The organism is Deltaproteobacteria bacterium, from assembly GCA_012522415.1.
Classification (GTDB): domain Bacteria; phylum Desulfobacterota; class Syntrophia; order Syntrophales; family JAAYKM01; genus JAAYKM01.
Map to the genome: position 1 here is coordinate 1 of JAAYKM010000067.1, position 19,094 is coordinate 19,094.

A 19,094-nucleotide genomic window follows, 5' to 3' on the forward strand; every position below is an offset into this window, starting at 1 on the left:
AAAGAAAAGTTGCCGCTGTTCAAAAAACGAAACAGATTACCAAGGCCATGAATATGGTTGCGGCGTCCAAGTTCAAGTCCGCCCAGATGGGAATGGAGAATTTCCGGCCTTATGCGACGAAGTTCATGGATGTTCTGAGCAGTTTGGCCCTGCGTGTGGATGCGAATTCGCACCCCCTCCTTGCCGTTAGAGAAGCGAAACGGCTCCGGGTGATCTGTATGACCTCCGATCGGGGGTTGTGCGGTGGTTTTAATAATAACCTGATCAAGGCGACGGAGAAGTTCATCGAGGCCAGAAGAGACGAAGGCAGAGACGTTACCCTGATTCCAATCGGCAGAAAAGCCAGAGATTACTTCAGGAAAAGACAACCCATCATGAATGACCGGACCGATGTGTTTGGAAAGTTCGATATGAGTCTGGCTGTAGCAATCGCACGGGATGTCGTGCCTCCTTTTATGAAGGAGGAGTACGATGAACTATATCTGGTTTATAATCAGTTCGTCAATGTTTCCGTCCAGAAGCCGATGGTTGTCCGCCTGTTCCCACTGCCGACGATAGGGGCGGACGAGGATGTCGATCCGGAAAAGCGCATCGATTATATCTATGAGCCCTCGGACGAGATACTTTTAGAGCGACTGCTCCCCATGTACGTCCACGTTCTGATTTACCGTGCCCTGGTGGAAACGTCTGCAGGGGAGAACGGGGCAAGGATGGCCGCCATGGATAATGCGACACGAAACTGTGAGGAGCTGATCGGCAGTCTGACGCTCAAGTACAACAAGGCAAGACAGGCGGCGATTACGGCGGAACTCATGGATATCGTCGGCGGTACGGAAGCTCTGGCCAACGGTTAGAATAGCGAGGGGAAATAAAAATTCTCTAAAGTTTAATAAAGGAGATGGGTATGAATATAGGAACGGTTGTGCAGGTTATTGGACCTGTAGTGGATGTGGCGTTTGAGGAAGGAAAACTCCCGAACATCATGAACGCAATCGCAATTACCAATGCCGCCATCAACGACGAAGAGGACAACCTGATCGTCGAAGTCGCCCAGCACTTGGGTGACAACGTCGTCCGTTGCATTGCCATGGACATTACAGACGGTATGGTAAGAGGTATGAAGGCAAAGGATTTGGGCCAACCCATAACGGTTCCCGTCGGTAAGGAATGCCTAGGCAGAATCATGAACGTCGTTGGGCGGCCGGTCGATGGCCTCGGTCCGATCACCTCGCAGAACTACGCGCCGATTCACCGTGAAGCACCCTCTTTCCTGGAGCAGGATACATCGGTGCACGTTCTGGAGACTGGTGTCAAGGTTATCGACCTCCTCGTTCCATTTCCCCGGGGCGGTAAGATGGGTTTGTTCGGCGGCGCCGGCTGCGGCAAGACCGTCGTCATGATGGAGATGATTCATAATATCGCCATGCATCACGGTGGTATTTCCGTGTTCGCCGGCGTGGGCGAAAGAACCCGCGAAGGGAACGATCTTTACCGTGAAATGCTGGAATCCGGGGTTATCAAGCAGGCGGCTCTGATTTACGGTCAGATGACGGAGCCCCCTGGAGCTCGCGCGCGAGTTGCCCTGACCGCATTGGCATCGGCTGAATACTTCCGCGATGTCGAGGGCCAGGATGTGCTCTTGTTTGTTGACAATATATTCCGTTTTACACAGGCAGGTGCTGAAGTTTCCGCTCTGCTTGGAAGAATGCCTTCCGCCGTCGGATACCAGCCGACGCTGGCTACGGACCTTGGTGAACTGCAGGAACGCATCACCTCAACCAACAAGGGCTCGATCACGGCCGTGCAGTGTGTGTACGTGCCCGCAGACGACCTGACAGACCCCGCGCCGGCAACAACGTTCGCTCACTTGGATGGAACCGTGGTTTTGTCCCGGGGGCTGACAGAGTTGGGTATTTATCCGGCTGTGGATCCACTGGATTCAACCTCCCGCATTCTGGATCCCAACGTTCTGGGTGAAGAACATTATGCCGTCGCCCGTCAGGTGCAGGTGACCCTCCAGAAGTACAAGGATCTTCAGGATATCATTGCTATTTTGGGTATGGATGAGCTCTCCGAGGAAGACAAGATGACCGTCAGCCGGGCAAGAAAAATCCAGAGGTTTCTTTCCCAGCCATTCTTCGTGGCCGCACAATTTACGGGTACAGAGGGGAAGTTTGTCTCTGTTCCCGATACAGTTCGGGGATTCAAGGAGATTCTGGAAGGAAAGCACGATGAACTGCCTGAACAGGCCTTCTATATGGTGGGTGGAATTGAAGAAGCGATCGAAAAAGCGAAAAAACTCGCGGAATAGCGAGCCGGAGGACGTTCCATGGCTGATGAATTGATGCTTGAAATCGTTACCCCCGAAAAAATGGTGTTCAGCGGTAATGTAGAAGAAGTCACAATACCCGGAAGCGAAGGCGAATTCGGGGTCCTCAAGGGACACGCTTCATTACTCAGCTCGATAGAAGGGGGTGGACTGGATTTTACAAAAGAAGGGAAGAAGAGTTATTACGCCGCCGGAGTTGGATATGTTGAAGTGACCTCCAGTACGGTGACGGTACTTCTGGAAACGGCGGAAAGATCAGATATGATTGATAAAGCTCGCGCCCAGCGAGCTAAAGAAAATGCGGAAGCAAAATTGGCAAAACTGAGCAAGGATGATGAGGAGTACGAGTACATGAGGGCTGCTCTGCTCCGTGCCATAACAGGGCTGAACGTTGTGGAAAAAATCGACTGAATATTCTGAATTTATTGAAGAGAAAAGCCGGGATAAAGTCCCGGCTTTTTTTATCCTTTTTGTTGGTCGATCATGGAATCGGCTATTCGGATTGCTCGATATAGATGTCGATGATCTCGATTCTCCGGGTGCCGCCGGGCGTTCTAAACTTGACTTCGCTGCCGATTTTTTTCCCGATTAAAGCCTTGCCGATTGGAGACGTTACGGAAACATGGTTTTTGTCTACATCGGATTCCAGAGGGCCGACCAGTCGATATTGGATGCTGTCGCCGGAATCGACATCCTCAATCACGACAGTGGAGCCAAAAACAACTTTATCATCCGTAAGTTTGCTCAGGTCGATCACATCTGACATGGCCAGATTGTGTTCCAATTCGCCCATCTTACCATGTAAGTATGCCTGGCGCTCCTTTGCGGTTGTGTATTCAGCATTTTCAGACAGGTCACCGTGGGCTCTGGCTTCCTCGATGTCTCTGATATTCTCCGGTATAGCGACCGTTCTGAGTTGCTCCAGTTCCTTTTTGAGTTTCTGGAAGCCCATTCTTGTAATAGGTATTCTTGGCATGATAAATCCCGGATCCAATCACTATAATTGGATTTTCGTTTAATAGAGAAAACATTCTCTGTCAAGGAAATATGATCGAAAAAGATGACCGGGTAGCCACTATTGAAAGGGCCTTTCGCAACTTGCCAATGCAAAGGAAGTGTGTTAGGACGTGGATAATCTCAATGTGCAGCAGACGGCCACTTTTGGTTGGATACGGGGATGATAGACCAGTATAATCGTGATATTAATTATTTGAGAATATCGATTACAGACCGCTGCAATCTTCGCTGTCAGTATTGTGTGCCCAAGGAAGGGCTTTCCTTGCTCGGTCATAATGATATTCTCCGGTACGAAGAGATTTTACGCGTGGTTATGATCGCCGTTAAAATGGGTATCACGAAAGTTCGAATTACCGGAGGAGAACCTCTTGTTCGCCGTGGGGTGATTGATTTTATTGCCACGTTGAACTTGATTGAAGGAATCGAGGATATCAGCCTTACTACCAATGGCATTTTACTGGAAGAGGCATCGGAAAAGCTTTTCGCTTCCGGCGTAAGGCGGATCAACGTAAGCCTCGATTCACTGGATCCGGAAAAATATCATTGGATTACCCGTGGTGGCAGCATTCAGGCCGTTTTGAGAGGGATCGATAGAGTCTATGCCTTGGGTTTCTCGCCTATCAAAATCAATATTGTGGCTATCAAAGGGTTCAATGATGATGAAATCATTAAGTTTGCTGAGCTGACACTGGACCGGCCTTATCAGGTTCGTTTCATAGAACTGATGCCCCTGGGATTTGCGGGCATGGAGAATCTGGGAAAATTTCTTTCAAACGACCTTATCAAGGAACAAATCAGTCAACACTATCCACTGGAGATGGTCAAAGGGCGGCGCAAAAAAAGCGATGGTCCGGCGGATATTTACAAAATAAAAGCAGGACAGGGTGAAATAGGTTTTATCAGCCCGGTCAGTCATCATTTTTGTCGTTCATGTAATCGCTTGAGATTAACGGCGGACGGACATTTGCGAGCCTGCCTGCTGCTGGATGACGAAATTGATTTGCGCCTTCCCCTGCGGTCGGGCTGTACGAACAGCGATCTGGAAACTCTTCTCAGATCCGCGGTGGCAAAGAAGCCCGTTGGACACCAGATGAACTGTGAAGAGAGGCATATGAAAAAATGCCTGAAGGAAATGACTTCAATCGGGGGATGAATTTATCCCAGGACGAAACCACCAATACCCACATATTGGTCGCCTGAGGGCATCGTTCGGGAGTATGCCATGGTATATCGGGAAGCGTTGCTGTACGAAAAGCTGACGGAGGGACAGGTTCGCTGCGATCTCTGCAGCCACCGATGCAAGATCCTTCCTTCGTACCGGGGAATATGCGGTGTTCGGGAAAACAGAGACGGTTTGCTCTACAGTCTCGTGTACGGGCTCGTAATTGCCGAACATATTGACCCCATAGAGAAAAAACCCCTGTTTCATGTCCTCCCCGGGTCGAAATCCTATTCCATCGCTACGGTTGGGTGCAATTTCCGCTGCACATTCTGTCAAAATCACGAGATATCCCAAACGCAACCGCACAAGGGTATAATCCCCGGCCGGGAGGCAACGCCGGAGGAGATCGTCCGTCGTGCTTTGGATTCCGGTTGTGAAACGATTGCCTATACCTACACGGAACCGACAGTATATTTCGAATTTGCTTACGACTGTTGCCGGCTTGCCCACGAGAAAAATATCAAGAATGTTTTTGTGTCCAATGGTTATATGACCAAGCAAGCCATCGATATGGTTGCCCCCCATCTGGACGCCGCAAATATCGATCTGAAGGCCTATACGGAGGGGTTTTACAAGCGGGAATGCGGTGCCAGCCTGAAGCCGGTTCTCGATAATTTGCGGTACATGAAAGAACGGGGGATTTGGCTGGAGATCACGACCCTGATCATACCAACCCTGAACGATGATCCGGAAAAAATTAAGCTGTTGGCCGAATTCATTGGTACTCTGGGAGCGGAAACACCTTGGCATTTAAGCCGGTTTCATCCATGCTATGAAATGACCAACATCGGGCCGACGCCGGTTTCCACGATCCACTCGGCCGTTCAATTGGCCAAAGAAGCGGGTTTGCGATATGTCTACAGTGGAAATATACCCGGTGATATGGGGGAAAAGACACATTGCCACCATTGTGGCCAATTGCTGATCGACCGCCTGGGTTATCAGATACGGGAAAACCACCTTCAACAGGGTTGTTGTCCCCGCTGCAAAACACCCATGGCCGGTGTCTTGTCATAAGGGAAAACAAGTTTTCACCTTCTCTCCCAATCCAGGTCCTCTTCCCGAAAGGAGTGCGCCAGAATTTCCTTGGCCAGCACCGTTGTGTTTTGTGGAACAAGAATCCGCACCTCACCGAGTCCGGCCACGGTAATTGCATAGATTTTGCCCGCCGCCTCATAGGACAGACGTACTGGAATGCCTTCCGTTTCTAGACGACCCTTGATGATATTGGCCTGCAACAGGCCCGAAGCAACATGAACAACATGCCAATTATCCATCAGTTACCGTTCATTGCCTTATCATTTTTTATACGCAGAAAAAACTTGAAACACAATATATGGTGCCGGGCAGAAACAATGGATACAGCCGGTAGTATTTTTGCTTTACATCACATCATTATTCTGTTAGCTTTTGCAAGCCTTAAAATGGGAATTAGGTGTGCCTATGAGATTAAAGCGGGTTGAAATTGCCGGGTTTAAGTCTTTTCGGGATAAAGTGATCCTGAATTTTTCCGAGGGTATTACGGCTATTGTGGGGCCCAACGGTTGCGGTAAGAGCAACGTAGTCGATGCCATCCGATGGGTGTTGGGTGAGCAGCGGGTCAAAACCCTGCGAGGCAAATCCATGGACGATGTTATCTTCAACGGATCTGCCGAATCGCAGCCGGTCGGATATGCGGAAGTTTCCATGCTTTTGGAAGCCGGCGATCAACCTTTCCCGGGAGTCTATGCTGAATTATCCGAATTGGTGATTTCACGTAAAATTTACCGGGACGGTGAAAGCGAATACGGCATGAACGGGTCTGTGTGCCGCCTGCTGGACATCAAGGAGTTTTTCATGGGTACCGGCGTAGGTACCCGGACCTATTCCATCATTGAACAGAACAGCGTCTTCCAACTGGTGGAGGCCAAACCGGAGGATCGACGCCTCTTTGTCGAGGAGGCCGCGGGCATTTCCAAGTACAAAAGCCGGAAAGAATCCGCCCTGCGTAAGATGGAAGCAACGGAGCATAATCTCCACCGAATTCAGGATATTATCCGGGAAGTAAAGGGGCAGCTCAATGCGGTGTCCCGGCAAGCGAAGCGGGCCGAACAATACAAGGTACTGAAAAAAGCAATCAAGGAAGGGGAAGTTCGATTGACTCTCCAGGCGGATGCCGAGTTGGCCCGAACCTGTGAAGAGAAGAACAGGCGTCGTGATGCCTTGGGCCGTCAGGAGGAATCAACCCGCACCACACTTTCCGCCGTTCAATCCAAGTTGGAGGAAACACGCCTGGCGATTGCTGAACTGACAGACCTCCTTTCAAAGGCCCAAGAGGAATACTACGAAGTTAAAAATGCCGTGAGCGTAAAAGAGCAGGGTGTGCGTTTTTTTCAGGGGAGAGTGGAAGATCTGCATAGGCGAAAGGAAAAAAACCAGGCCGATCTGGAAAACCTGACCCGAAGAATCCAGGAGGCCTCCTCGGAGACGGCTCTGCTGCAAGATCAGTTGTCGGAAGGGGAACGGAAAATCACTGAGGCGGTGTGCCGTCTCCAGCGGAAGCAGACCCAGACTGACGAGGCAAAGACCCAAAACCGGTCCCTCCAGGCAATGCTGGAGGAAAAGAAAAAGGAATACTATGAAACCATTACGGAGATCAGCAAATTAAAAAACCTGATCACCACTCTAGGGCGTGTCTTCGAAGAAACCAAGCGACGGGAAGTGCGGGAAAAGCGTGAGTTGGAGGAGCAGAAGAAACGCCTCTCCGAGATTGCAGGGAACTTGGAGAGGTTTACCATGGAAGTCGGATCCGACGAAGAGAAGCGGGAAGTCCTGCAAGCCCGTAAAGACCGGGCTGTCGACGAATTAGAGCGGAACAAGGAAGAATTGAGAGAGACCGGAGAAACCATTACGGAACTGATGGAGGAGATGAGCAGCAAATCGACTCGGCTGGCCTCGCTCCAAGAGTTTCAGAAAGGTTACGCCTGGTGCAATCAGGCGGTCAAGACCCTTATGACCTCCAGATCCGGGGAAAAGGAGGATGGCTTACAACGAGACCATTTTATCGGCTTGGTTGCCGATCATATCAGGGTGCCCCGGGATTATGAAACAGCTGTCGAGGCCGTTTTGGGTGATAAACTCCAGTATATGGTGGTCGAGAGCCAGGAAGATGGTATCAGAGCGATTGACTATCTGAAGGCGGCTGGTTTGGGACGGGGCAGCTTTGTTCCCATGGAGCTCCGAAACCACGGCAACGGTGATTGCATGGCGGATCATCTGCGTCATGCCGTCAGGCTGATTGACAAAGTTGAAGTTGAAGAACATTTCAGGGGAATCGCCGAGTTTCTTTTTGGGGACGTCCTGATGATTCCCGACCTGTCCCAAGGTATCCAGCTCTGGCAGAAAAATGGTTTCAAGGGTACCTTTGTAACACCGGAAGGCGATATAATCCACCCCCAGGGCGTTTTGACGGGCGGCAAGGGAGAGGGTGAAGAAGACCTGAGTCTTTTGCGAAACAAGCGGGAAATGACGGAACTGGAAAGGGAATTATCGATTCTGTCCCAGCGTATGGAATCAGAAAAAGAAGCCAAGAAACAGACTCAGCGTACGATTTTAAACTGGGAGGAAGAACTGGAACATTTCCGAGAGGAAATCCAGCGTACCGTCGTTCGTATCCAGGGTCGGAATAAGGATATTGACCGATACCAGGCCGACGGGGATCTTGTAGAACAGCGGATCAACGCCATCCGTTTCAATATTGAACAATGCATGGCCGAGCACTCCCGTAGTGAAACGGAGTTAAAGGAAGCGGGGGAGGCGTTGGCGATACATGAAAAAAAGGACTCTCGTATCAAGGAAGAGATGAGCGATCTGCAGGAACAGTGGGATCGCGTCCGGAAGGAACTTGAGGCAGGCGAAGAAGCTTTGACCCGGGAGCACATCGATTTGGCGTCCCTCAGGGAAAAACAAGAAGGGGGTAAACGCACGTTGGCCAGACTCAAACATGATCGGGAAATCTTGGCCACGGAAATCGAAACGAAGGAAAACGAAGTTGTCGGTACCGCCACCCAACTGGAAGGCACGAAAAACCGAATCCAGGAAGAGGAGGATACCGTCAGGGCGCTTTACCTGGAACAGGAGGCGCTGGAAGAAGCCCTGAGCTTACGCCAGGAAGCCCTACGAGAACGAGAGGTGTTTTTGCGCAAGCAGGAGGCGGAGGCGGCCGACGTCGCAAAACAGCTGACGGAAGTGGAAAAAGCGATGCGTGAAGCGGAGCTGGAATGCCAAGAGATCAACCTGAACAGGGAGCATCTGTTGAAAAACATCAATGAAAAATATCAGGTTGATCTTGAGGTTTACCGGGAGGCATTTCAGCCGCTGGATGAGACTGAAATCAACGCGTTGACTTTGAAATTGAAAAAAGATCGGGAAAGCGTCGATGCTTTCGGAGAAGTCAACCTCCTGGCTTTGACGGAGTACGAAGAGATCAAGGAGCGATTTGACTTTCTGTCCCGTCAATCGGCGGACCTCGTAAATTCCCTGGAAAGTCTCCAAAAGACCATTTCCCGGATCAATCAGATTTCACGGAAGCGTTTTTCGGAGACGTTCAACGCAGTCAACGAATGCTTCCGTCTCGTTTTTGTTCAGATCTTTCCGGGAGGAAGGGGAGAATTGATCCTGACCGACGAAAAGAATCTGCTGGAAACAGGTGTCGATATTGATATCCAGATTCCAGGCAAAAAAGCCCAGAGCGTAAGCCTACTCTCGGGTGGGGAAAAGAGCCTTGCGGCCATTGCCCTCATTTTTGCCCTTTTACTCTATCGGCCAGCCCCGTTTTTGATTCTGGACGAGGTGGACGCCGCTCTCGATGACGCCAACATCAATCTCTTCAATCGTCTGATCAAGGAGGTCTCGTCTCGTTCTCAAATCATGGTGGTGACCCACAACAAAAGGACTATGGAAGTGGCCGACAGCCTCTTCGGGGTCACGATGCAGAAGCAGGGCATTTCGAGTCTCATTTCCGTCAACCTCAATTAGCTGTCAATCCTTTCTTTACAACTTGCCGTAAACATGTTTATAAGGCGGGTGAAATGACCACAAGGAGCATCTATGGGTTTTTTTGGTAATGATAACAAAGGGTTTTTTGATCGTTTGAAAAACGGTCTGTCCAAGACACGGAAATTTCTCCTGAAAAACGTGGATGAGGTCATTCTTGGAGAAAAGAAAATAAGTCCAGAGTTATTTGAGGAATTGGAGGAGGTACTCATTGCGGCCGATGTGGGGCCGGCGTTCACCTATGAACTGATCGAGCGGATGAAGGATGAGGTGACGCGAAAGGACCTCTCCAGGGCCGATCTGTTGCGCCAAGTCTTGAAAGACACCATGGCAGACATTCTCAAAAAGAGCGAAGCGCCCCTGTTGATTCCCAAGGACAAGTTGTTCGTCATGATGGTCATCGGCGTGAACGGAACAGGTAAAACGACGACCGTCGGCAAATTGGCGCTCCGATTTAAAAACAAGGGGATACCCGTTATGATTGTTGCGGCGGATACGTTCCGTGCGGCGGCGATCGAGCAACTGGAAGTCTGGGGTAAACGGGCCGATGTACCCACCATCAAACAGCAAATGAAATCAGACCCGTCGGCTGTGGTTTTTGACGCCATCCATGCCGCTCAGGCCGGAAAGGCGGATGTGGTCATTATTGATACGGCCGGTCGGCTCCATACGAAAGCCAATCTGATGGAAGAACTGAAGAAGATGAAGCGAATCCTCTCCCGGGAACAGCCCGGCGCGCCACACGAAGTCCTTTTGGTTCTGGATGCGACCACGGGTCAGAATGCCCTGATCCAAGCCGAAATGTTCGCGGAGGAAATAGGGGTGACGGGCCTTGCCCTGACGAAGCTCGACGGGACGTCCAAGGGGGGGGTTATCATCCGCATCGCCCATGAACTGAAACTTCCGATTCGTTACATCGGCATAGGGGAGGGGATCGATGATCTGCGACGTTTCAACAGTGAGGAATTCATTGACGCCCTGTTTGAACGGAGCGCCTAGAGGATTCCGGTACGATGTCGGATTGGACTGACCGAAGAATTTTTGCGGTGGGTGATATCCATGGCTGTCTGAATCATCTTCGGGAACTGATCCGGATATTGCCGATCCGCAAGGAACGGGATCGGCTTGTTTTTATCGGTGACTATATTGACCGGGGCTTCGAATCGCAGGGGGTGGTCGATTATGTGCGTTTCCTGGAGACAAATTTCTGCGAAACGGTCTGCCTCATGGGAAATCATGAACAGATGTTCCTGGATTATCTGGAGGGACGCAACAAGGAGATGTTTCTGTGCAACGGTGGACTGGAAACACTGATCTCCTATGGCCTACATGATCGAAAAAGGGTATCTCCGGCGGATCTGCCGACCGGACATCTTGTATTTTTCCGAAATCTGCGGCCTTATTATGAACAGGACGGCTTTATTCTGGTTCATGCCGGATTACGACCGGGTGTTTCCCTGTCCGTGCAGAGTCTTGACGATCTTCTCTGGATCAGGTTTGAATTCATTAACAACGATTTTGATTTCGGTCAGACTGTGATTTTCGGACATACGCCGCTTTCGAAAAGCATCCCGTTTTATGGGAAAAAAAAGATAGGAATCGATACGGGCGCGGTTTATGGAGGCCGTCTGACCTGCTTGGAATTGCCATCCATGACACTCTATCAGGTGTGATCCCTTCCATGAAAATCATTGAATGCGTTCCCAATTTCAGTGAGGGCAGAAAACAGGATACGATCCAGGCCTTGGCGCAAGCCGTTCGCGAGATAACAGGTGTTCGTCTCCTGAATGCAAGTGCCGATGTCGATCACAACCGCTGTGTGTTAACTTTGATGGCGCCTCCCGGTCTAATTGTCGAAGGGGCCATGGCCGCCGCCGAAGAAGCTCTCCGGCGGATCGATATGCGGCGTCATCGGGGGATTCACCCCCGAATCGGGGCGGTTGATGTGGTGCCTTTCATCCCCCTGGGCGGGGCGTCAATGGATGAGGCCGTAGAAGCCGCTCATCGTTTCGGACACGAGCTTGGAAAGCGGACGGGAATTCCCGTGTACTTTTACGGTGAGGCCGCCCTGAAACCGGAGCGTCGTCAACTGCACGACATCAGGCGGGGGGGGTATGAAACACTGGCGTCAAGACTTCGAGACCCGACATGGCATCCCGATGCAGGGGAAGCCGTTTTCAATGAAAAATGGGGAGCGACGGCAGTGGGCGCGAGGATTCCCCTGGTAGCCTTTAACGTTAATCTGGACAGCGAGGATTTGGCCCTGGCGAAAGAAATAGCCTGTGCAATCCGGGAATCGAGCGGCGGGGTTCCCTGTGTCAAGGCCATAGGCCTGTCCTTGGCCAGTAAAAAGAAAGTGCAGATTTCAATGAATCTGACGGATTATCGAAAGACTTCGATGCGTTTGGTCTTTGATTTGATAAACGAACTGGCCCGAGCCCGTGGTGTTGCCGTGTTGCATTCCGAGCTGATCGGCCTGGTCCCCCGGGATGCTTTGGCTGATAGCCCCCCTGGATACTTGAAGCTGATCGATTTTTCTGCGGACCGTATTATCGAGACCCATCTACGGGATTGAACTTTATTTTTCAGGTTGACCCTCTATTATTCTCAGGAGGATGAATTGACATTCACCTACATTTCATGTTAGGGCAAAGCCCGGTGGAGTATAGGGAAATGACGATAAAACTTCTGATCAACACCTTTATAAGAAGCCTTTTCATCCATTCATCCTTGAACTTTCCCCGGATGCAAAATCTGGGCTTCTGTTTTTCCATGGGCCCTGTTTTGAAAAAGCTCAAATTACCACCCCCCATGAAAGCGGCCTTCATCAAACGACATCTCCAGCTTTTCAACACGAATCCTTATATGTCATCCGCGATCATCGGTTCCGTAGTCAGGGAAGAACTGCAGGGGGAAGGGCAGGATGAGGAAACGGTGGAATGTTTAAAAAACACCTTTATGGCACCTTATGCGGCCATGGGTGATCCCCTGTTCAGTGGTGCCCTAAAGCCTTTCTGCTCTACGGTCGCGGTCCTACTCGCTTTTATGGGTTTCCTTTTTGTACCGTTCATCTATCTGGTGCTTTTCAACCCCATTCATTTTTGGATCAGACTCAAGGGCTTCCTGGCGGGCTATCGGGAAGGAAACGGCGCCTTCAAGTTCATCACAGTCCTGAATGTTCCCCGACTGACCGCAATCATCCGCACCACAACGCTTGTCGCGGCGGGGATCTTGAGTGCTTATCTTCTTTTTGTTTTTGGAGGTGAACTGGGAATCCCTGAACATGCAGCACTCGGTTTTATTTCAGGGTTTGTTGTTGTTTTGTTATCCTATGGTTTGATTAAAATGGGGATACCTCAAACGATGCTTCTGTATGGTTATGCATCTCTTGCCCTGGTCGTTTCCTGGTTCCTATGCTGATAATTGAAAGTTTCGAAATAAAAAACAAACTCGGCCTTCATGCGAGAGCGGCCGCGAAAATCGTAAAAGTGGCCAGTACATACAGGTCCGATATTTTCTTGGAGCGGGATGGCATTGAAGTGAATGGCAAGAGCCTGCTTGGGATTTTGAACTTGGCCTGTCCCAAAGGGAGTTTCATGTCCATTAAGGTGGACGGGCCCGATGCGGAGCAGGCCATGATGGAACTGAAAAAATTGATCGAGGATAAATTCGGAGAAGATTGATGGGAATTGAAGAAGATTCTGGAAAACGCACGCTTGTTTTGAAGGGTTTGGGAGTTTCTCCAGGTATTGTCATCGGAAAAGCTTATATCTTCAATCAGTTAGATGCCCAGATCAAATTTTATACAATCGAAAACGAGACGCTCGTTCAGAAAGAAATAGATCGCCTGATGATCGCGATGGACGAATCGGAAAAGCAACTCGAGGTTATCAGGAACAAACTCAGAGAGGCAGGGGGCGAGGAACCATCGATTATCATCGATGTTCACATGATGATCCTGCGTGATAAAATGTTTTTGAAACATACGCTCGACCATATCCGGGGCAAGAAGGTCAATGCCGAATGGGCCCTCAGCATGACGATCGATCATTACAAGAAACTGTTCGATAAGATTGAAGACGAGTACATCCGGGCGCGTTATTATGATATTCAGTATGTGGGTCGTCGGGTGATCCGTAATCTGTCGGGTGGGAAGGAAGAAGCCATGGCCGATGTTGGAGAGGGTGTCATTGTAATAGCTTCCGACCTTTCTCCTGCGGATACGGCACAGATGTTGATTCGCAAAGTCCTGGGGTTCGCCACCGATATCGGCGGACGAACTTCCCACACGGCAATCGTCGCACAATCGATTGAGATTCCCGCTGTCGTTGGTCTTGAGTATATTACAAAGGTGGTTCGGACCAACGACGATGTGATCATAGATGGCGCCACGGGCTTGGTCATTGTCCATCCCGATCCTGAGATACTGAACCGCTATGAGGAAAAGAGGCGGCACTTTATTGAACTGCGTGATGATTATCTTGAGTTTGCCCATCTTCCCGCAGTGACCAAAGACAACAAGCGGATCGAAATAGGGGGCAATATCGAATTTGTTGAGGAAATCCCCTCGGCTGTCTCACATGGGGCGGAAGGCATCGGACTTTACCGGACGGAATTCATTTATCTGAATCGTGACCAATTGCCGACCGAGGAGGATCACTTTCAGATCTATCGCCAGGTGGTCGAGTCCCGCGGCGTGGGCTGGTCGACAATCCGCACCTTTGATCTGGGGGGAGATAAATTTTTCTCAAAGCCGAAACTGGCCAAGGAAATGAATCCCCAAATGGGTCTGCGGGCTATTCGCTTTTGCCTGAAAGAGATCGAAATGTTCAAGACCCAGATCCGCGCCATTATCCGTGCGAGTGTCTACGGTAAAGTGCGCATCCTTTACCCCATGATTTCGGGTCTTGAAGAAATATTGGAAGCAAAACGGATATTTAACGACGCCAAAGCGGATTTGAAAGCTCAAGGTATTCCCATCGGGAACGATATCGAAATAGGTGTCATGATCGAAGTGCCTTCAGCGGTCATCATTGCCGATGCCTTGGCGAAAGAAGTGGATTTTTTCAGTATAGGGACCAATGACCTCATTCAATATGTCCTGGCCATTGACCGAATCAATGGACAGGTGGCCTATCTTTACGAACCCCTCCATCCTGCTGTGCTGCGTATGATCCTTCAGACTGTCGAAGCCGGACACAACGCCGGTATCCCCGTTGCAATGTGTGGAGAAATGGCGGGTGAGCCGCTTTACGCTATGATTCTCTTGGGGTTGGAACTTGATGAACTGAGCATGAATCCCACCCTCATTCCTCGTGTCAAGAAAATCATTCGAGAGACCACTGTCCAGGAATCCAAAGAGCTTTTGCAACGGGTCATGACTTTTGCATCTGCCGTTGAAGTCCGTGAATGTGTGGAAGCAACCATGAAGGAAAGATTTCCCGGGGAATTTTCTGCTGCATGACCTAGATTCAGACCGGAAACCATTTGTTCAACCGTTGCCCCATGGGTATTCTGGGGGTGTTGATAAAAGGGGGGATCCATCTGAACGTTCCAACTTTTCAGCATGTCGAAAACGGACACCTACAGGAGAGGCTTATCAGACCAAACATCGGCGGCTTTCCAGACGGTTTTATCAGAAACATTGCCCGACGGGCTCGGCTTGACGAAGAGCAGGCCCAGATGCTCAGACATCTTGCAACCCAGGGAATCATCGTTTACGCCCTCAAAAACAAGAGTCGCCTGAACAGCCTCCTCCTCAGGGAAATCACCCTTTTCCACGGTCTTCCCGCACCTCTGTGGTCTATGGGGGAAGAACCTGCCATGGCCGAATTTTCCGATGCCGTGGAGACGGTATCCATTAAGTCGAAAAAAAAGGTCGACATAGAAATCCTGAAACGGGAAAGCGCCGTTTTACATCTCGGCAGCACCCGGCTGGTTCATGACCCGGTTGTGGAAACGGCGCTTCAAAAAGTGATTCAGTTACAGGAGAAGCTGCAGCGTTCCGTATTCATGGTTCCCCTCTTGATTTCCTACGGTCGCCGCCGGGATATTCAGGATGAAAGCCTCTACAATATTTTTTTCGGACAATACGACGACGTCGGCCCAATCCGTCGTTTGATTACTCTGCTCCGCTATGCCCACAGGGTTTCGGTTATTGCCGCCGAGCCGTTGGATCTTCAGGCCTACCTGGAAGATTCGGCGGGCACGCAAGATGAAAACCTCTTGGTTCATCTCCGGGCCGACCTGATCGACCGCATCGATGAGGAGCGGGAAACGACGGTCGGGCCTGTACTCAGGTCCCGCCGTGAATTCATCGATATGGTTCTCCAGGACAGAGATTTCAATGCTTATTTGAGGCAGGCGGGGGATAAGGAGAAGAAGCCGGTCCCCGTTCTTTTAAAGGAATCGAGGCGTTACCTTGATGAAATTGCCGCCGATTATAGCGAAATCGTTGTTGAACTCTGGGATAAAATCCTGACCTGGCTTTGGAAGAATATCTACGACGGGATCGTCATCGACCGGAAGGGGATGGCCCGGGTGCGGAAGATTTCCAAGGAAATGCCCTTGGTGGTTGTGCCCTGTCACCGGAGCCACATCGATTATCTGCTCCTCTCTTACGTCTTCTACAAGGAAAACATCCAGTTGCCCTTCGTAGCGGCGGGAATTAATCTATCGTTTTGGCCCATCGGCTACATCTTCAGAAAATCCGGTGCTTTTTTCATCCGCCGTAGCTTCAGGGGTCTTGATCTCTACAGTGAGGTTTTTGCTCGGTATGTGCAGGCCATGCTGAAAGAGAGGATGCCCATTGAATTTTTCATTGAAGGCGGCCGGAGCCGGACGGGTAAAATGGTCATGCCCAAATTCGGGCTCCTCTCCACGATACTCAAGGCTTATCAGAAGCAAAATGAGGGGAACCTGGGAATCATACCCGTCTATATCGGTTACGACCGTGTGATCGAAGAAAAATCCTATATCAAGGAGCTGGAGGGTGCCACCAAGGCCAGTGAAAAAGCCTCCGATGTTATCCGGAGCCGCAAGGTGGTAAGAAAGCGCTACGGTCATGTCTATGTGAACGTGGGTGAACCTATTCTCTTAAAGGAATACCTGGAGAAGCGTCGTGTTGACCTTGATGGACTGGGTGACTTTGAACGCCAGGCACTGTATCGAAAGGTCAGCTACGACATCGCCTTGGCAATCAACCGGGTTTCAGTGGTAACCCCCAGTTCTCTGGCCGCTACGGCGTTTTTAGCTCATGATCTGGAGAGTATTCGCCACGATCATTGGCAATCCACCCTGAATGTTTTTCATGATTATTTGGTTCATTGTCAGGCGCCCTTTTCTATAACGTTTCAGCGCGAGTATCAGGCCGTGGATAAAGCAGTCATCCTTTTCGTCCGGGAAGAGATGATCACGATGGGTGGTGCCGGGCACGGCGCAGCCGTGCGGAATAGGACGATGTACACCCTCCGGGCGGAGAAACGTTTGAACATGGACTATTATAAAAACATGATTATCCATTATTTTCTCCATGTTGCGTTTGTCAGTCTGTCGATCATCACCGCCAATGGTAATGATGTTACGGTTTCAACCCTTTTCAGGGACTACGCCTTTCTGAAGAGACTCTTTCGCCACGAGTTCATTTTCGACGACGAGAGATCAGAAATGGACGATATACGGGAAAGCCTCGCCTATCTCAAGTCCCGAGGCTATGTGAATTACGAAGATACGCGAGAAAGGGCGGCCATCCAGATCCTGGAGGGCGGCGAAGAGGCCCTGAAGGTGTTTGGCGGTCTTATGCAGACGTACCTGGAGTCCTACTGGCTCGTGGCCAGAAGCACATCTCTGATTGAACCTCCGGGGCTGGATGAAAAAACCTGGCTGAAGGAAATCCGGCGCCTGGGCTTCAAGTCTTATGAGGACGGAGATATTTGCCGTTACGAATCTCTGTCGCAGCAGAATTTCTGGGGTGCCGTGCGGTTTCTAACGGAGGCGGGCCTCATTTCTCCTATCGAGAAAGAGACCCGCAAAGCTTACCAGGTGAACGGTACGCCGGAGATGTTTGACGAGGTCCGTCAAGGCATTTTCCGCTATCTCTACTGATCAACCGTTCGGTTCATGAGCGCTTCGGGAAGCATCAACACACCACGCCCGCGATAAACCGCGTACTCACCCATCTCCTCTTCAATTCTCAGGAGCCGGTTGTACTTCGCCAGGCGTTCGCTCCGTGAAAGCGATCCCGTCTTGATCTGGCCGCAGTTGGCCGCCACAGCCACATCGGCTATAAAAGTGTCTTCTGTTTCACCGGAGCGGTGGGATACGATGGTCGTGTAGCCCGCCTCTTTTGCAGTCTCGATGGTCTCCAGGGTTTCTGTCAGGGTTCCGATCTGGTTCAGCTTGATCAGGATCGAGTTGGCCACGCCGTTCGAAATGCCCCGCTCCAGGCGAAGCCTGTTCGTGACGAACAGGTCGTCCCCCACGAGCTGTACCCTCCCTCCCAGCCTGTCCGTCAGTAATTTCCAGCCATCCCAGTCGTCTTCGGCCAGGCCATCTTCAATGGAAAGGATCGGGTAATTGCCCACCAGGGTTTCGTATAAGCCTACCATTTCGGCCGCGTCTTTTTTCGGTTTTTTTTCTGCTTCCAGGATGTATTTGCCGTCCTTGTAGAAGGAACTCGCCGCGGCGTCGAGGGCGATGCCGATATCTTCTCCCAAAGTGTAGCCGGCTTTCTGAACGGCCGTGCATATGAGATCCAGGGCCTCTACGTTTGATTTTAAATTGGGTGCGAATCCCCCCTCATCACCGACGGCTGTGTTGTAACCCTTGCTTCTCAGGACTGCCTTAAGGTTATGGAAGATTTCGGCGATCATCCGGAGTCCTCCCCCGAAGCTTTCGGCTCCGACCGGCATGATCATGAATTCCTGGATGTCGACGTTGTTGTCTGCATGCTCCCCGCCGTTCAAGATATTCGCCATGGGTACGGGCAGATCCTTGGCGATGATCCCGCCCAGGTAGCGGTAAAGCGGCACGTCATGAACGGTCGCGGCGGCACGGGCGCAGGCCAGGGAGACCCCCAGGATCGCGTTGGCGCCGAGGGCACCTTTGTTATCTGTTCCGTCCAGGGCGATCATGGTATAGTCGATGGCCCTCTGGTCCGCACAGCACATGCCGGTGATTCTCGGTCCGATGACATGGGTGACGTTGTGGACGGCTTTCTGGACCCCCTTGCCCAGATAGCGCTTCGGGTCTCCGTCCCGCAACTCCAGCATTTCGTGTTCTCCCGTGGACGCACCTGATGGCACCGCCGCCCTGCCTGTAACGCCGGAGGACAGGGTGACTTCGGCTTCGACGGTGGGATTGCCCCGGGAATCGATGATTTCTCTCGCGTGTACATGGACTATTTCGGTCATGAATGCCTCCAAGGTGATTTCGTTGCCCGAATCTATAGCAAAGAGGGTGAAAAACACAAGACAATATCCTCGACGGGAGGGA

At 50.9% G+C, this 19,094-nt stretch carries 16 protein-coding genes; 13 read left to right on the plus strand and 3 right to left on the minus strand.

Going from position 1 to position 19,094, the window contains the following annotated elements; translation table 11 throughout:
- The 3 genes from atpG to GX147_05965 form a co-directional block, all read left to right on the plus strand.
- Positions 1-854: ATP synthase F1 subunit gamma (gene atpG, locus GX147_05955; GenBank protein ID NLN60237.1), on the plus strand; the 854-nt coding region annotated here is incomplete at its 5' end.
- Positions 855-904: 50 nt separating this feature from the next.
- Positions 905-2,311, plus strand: coding sequence for a F0F1 ATP synthase subunit beta (gene atpD, locus GX147_05960; protein ID NLN60238.1), 1,407 nt, complete (start codon positions 905-907; stop codon positions 2,309-2,311).
- Positions 2,312-2,329: 18 nt separating this feature from the next.
- The gene (locus GX147_05965) at positions 2,330-2,740 is read left to right on the plus strand and encodes a F0F1 ATP synthase subunit epsilon (GenBank protein ID NLN60239.1); all 411 of its coding nucleotides are present in this window, start codon (positions 2,330-2,332) and stop codon (positions 2,738-2,740) included.
- Positions 2,741-2,822: 82 nt separating this feature from the next.
- Here GX147_05965 and greA read toward each other — a convergent pair whose 3' ends face one another.
- Complete coding sequence (greA, locus tag GX147_05970) at positions 2,823-3,305, minus strand: transcription elongation factor GreA (protein ID NLN60240.1); 483 nt, start codon at positions 3,303-3,305, stop codon at positions 2,823-2,825.
- Between the two features lie 201 nt (positions 3,306-3,506).
- Between greA and moaA the strand changes: the two genes are divergently transcribed.
- Positions 3,507-4,499, plus strand: a complete 993-nt coding sequence (gene moaA, locus GX147_05975; GenBank protein NLN60241.1) for a GTP 3',8-cyclase MoaA — start codon at positions 3,507-3,509, stop codon at positions 4,497-4,499.
- Between the two features lie 69 nt (positions 4,500-4,568).
- On the plus strand, positions 4,569-5,585 hold the full coding sequence (gene amrS, locus GX147_05980) for an AmmeMemoRadiSam system radical SAM enzyme (GenBank protein NLN60242.1): 1,017 nt from the start codon (positions 4,569-4,571) through the stop codon (positions 5,583-5,585).
- 14 nt (positions 5,586-5,599) lie between these two features.
- On the opposite strand, the gene GX147_05985 is transcribed toward amrS, so the two are convergent.
- Positions 5,600-5,845, minus strand: a complete 246-nt coding sequence (locus GX147_05985) for a hypothetical protein (GenBank protein NLN60243.1) — start codon at positions 5,843-5,845, stop codon at positions 5,600-5,602.
- Between the two features lie 166 nt (positions 5,846-6,011).
- Between GX147_05985 and smc the strand changes: the two genes are divergently transcribed.
- From smc to GX147_06025, 8 genes are all read left to right on the plus strand, one after another.
- Positions 6,012-9,584, plus strand: a complete 3,573-nt coding sequence (smc, locus tag GX147_05990) for a chromosome segregation protein SMC (protein ID NLN60244.1) — start codon at positions 6,012-6,014, stop codon at positions 9,582-9,584.
- A gap of 72 nt (positions 9,585-9,656) precedes the next feature.
- On the plus strand, positions 9,657-10,601 hold the full coding sequence (gene ftsY / locus GX147_05995; protein NLN60245.1) for a signal recognition particle-docking protein FtsY: 945 nt from the start codon (positions 9,657-9,659) through the stop codon (positions 10,599-10,601).
- A 14-nt stretch (positions 10,602-10,615) separates the two neighbouring features.
- Positions 10,616-11,275: a serine/threonine protein phosphatase gene (locus GX147_06000; GenBank protein NLN60246.1), complete on the plus strand. Its 660-nt coding sequence runs from the start codon at positions 10,616-10,618 to the stop codon at positions 11,273-11,275.
- An 8-nt stretch (positions 11,276-11,283) separates the two neighbouring features.
- Complete coding sequence (ftcD, locus tag GX147_06005; GenBank protein ID NLN60247.1) at positions 11,284-12,177, plus strand: glutamate formimidoyltransferase; 894 nt, start codon at positions 11,284-11,286, stop codon at positions 12,175-12,177.
- A gap of 98 nt (positions 12,178-12,275) precedes the next feature.
- The gene (locus GX147_06010) at positions 12,276-13,022 is read left to right on the plus strand and encodes a PTS system mannose/fructose/sorbose family transporter subunit IID (protein ID NLN60248.1); all 747 of its coding nucleotides are present in this window, start codon (positions 12,276-12,278) and stop codon (positions 13,020-13,022) included.
- Positions 13,016-13,285, plus strand: coding sequence for an HPr family phosphocarrier protein (locus GX147_06015; GenBank protein NLN60249.1), 270 nt, complete (start codon positions 13,016-13,018; stop codon positions 13,283-13,285). The genes GX147_06010 and GX147_06015 overlap by 7 nt, the downstream gene beginning before the upstream one ends.
- The gene (gene ptsP / locus GX147_06020; GenBank protein ID NLN60250.1) at positions 13,285-15,066 is read left to right on the plus strand and encodes a phosphoenolpyruvate--protein phosphotransferase; all 1,782 of its coding nucleotides are present in this window, start codon (positions 13,285-13,287) and stop codon (positions 15,064-15,066) included. The genes GX147_06015 and ptsP overlap by 1 nt, the downstream gene beginning before the upstream one ends.
- Before the next feature lie 23 nt (positions 15,067-15,089).
- Positions 15,090-17,705, plus strand: a complete 2,616-nt coding sequence (locus GX147_06025) for a hypothetical protein (GenBank protein ID NLN60251.1) — start codon at positions 15,090-15,092, stop codon at positions 17,703-17,705.
- Here GX147_06025 and eno read toward each other — a convergent pair.
- Positions 17,699-19,012: a phosphopyruvate hydratase gene (gene eno / locus GX147_06030; GenBank protein ID NLN60252.1), complete on the minus strand. Its 1,314-nt coding sequence runs from the start codon at positions 19,010-19,012 to the stop codon at positions 17,699-17,701. The genes GX147_06025 and eno overlap by 7 nt on opposite strands.
- Between the last annotated feature and the right edge of the window lie 82 nt (positions 19,013-19,094).

Excerpts from the sequence above, each read along its gene's own strand:
- atpD (NLN60238.1), top strand. The coding sequence starts at position 905 with ATGAATATAGGAACGGTTGTGCAGGTTATTGGACCTGTAGTGGATGTG.
- GX147_05965 (NLN60239.1), top strand. The coding sequence starts at position 2,330 with ATGGCTGATGAATTGATGCTTGAAATCGTTACCCCCGAAAAAATGGTG.
- greA (NLN60240.1), bottom strand. The coding sequence starts at position 3,305 with ATGCCAAGAATACCTATTACAAGAATGGGCTTCCAGAAACTCAAAAAG.
- moaA (NLN60241.1), top strand. The coding sequence starts at position 3,507 with ATGATAGACCAGTATAATCGTGATATTAATTATTTGAGAATATCGATT.
- amrS (NLN60242.1), top strand. The coding sequence starts at position 4,569 with ATGGTATATCGGGAAGCGTTGCTGTACGAAAAGCTGACGGAGGGACAG.
- GX147_05985 (NLN60243.1), bottom strand. The coding sequence starts at position 5,845 with ATGGATAATTGGCATGTTGTTCATGTTGCTTCGGGCCTGTTGCAGGCC.
- smc (NLN60244.1), top strand. The coding sequence starts at position 6,012 with ATGAGATTAAAGCGGGTTGAAATTGCCGGGTTTAAGTCTTTTCGGGAT.
- ftsY (NLN60245.1), top strand. The coding sequence starts at position 9,657 with ATGGGTTTTTTTGGTAATGATAACAAAGGGTTTTTTGATCGTTTGAAA.
- GX147_06000 (NLN60246.1), top strand. The coding sequence starts at position 10,616 with ATGTCGGATTGGACTGACCGAAGAATTTTTGCGGTGGGTGATATCCAT.
- ftcD (NLN60247.1), top strand. The coding sequence starts at position 11,284 with ATGAAAATCATTGAATGCGTTCCCAATTTCAGTGAGGGCAGAAAACAG.
- GX147_06010 (NLN60248.1), top strand. The coding sequence starts at position 12,276 with ATGACGATAAAACTTCTGATCAACACCTTTATAAGAAGCCTTTTCATC.
- GX147_06015 (NLN60249.1), top strand. The coding sequence starts at position 13,016 with ATGCTGATAATTGAAAGTTTCGAAATAAAAAACAAACTCGGCCTTCAT.
- ptsP (NLN60250.1), top strand. The coding sequence starts at position 13,285 with ATGGGAATTGAAGAAGATTCTGGAAAACGCACGCTTGTTTTGAAGGGT.
- eno (NLN60252.1), bottom strand. The coding sequence starts at position 19,012 with ATGACCGAAATAGTCCATGTACACGCGAGAGAAATCATCGATTCCCGG.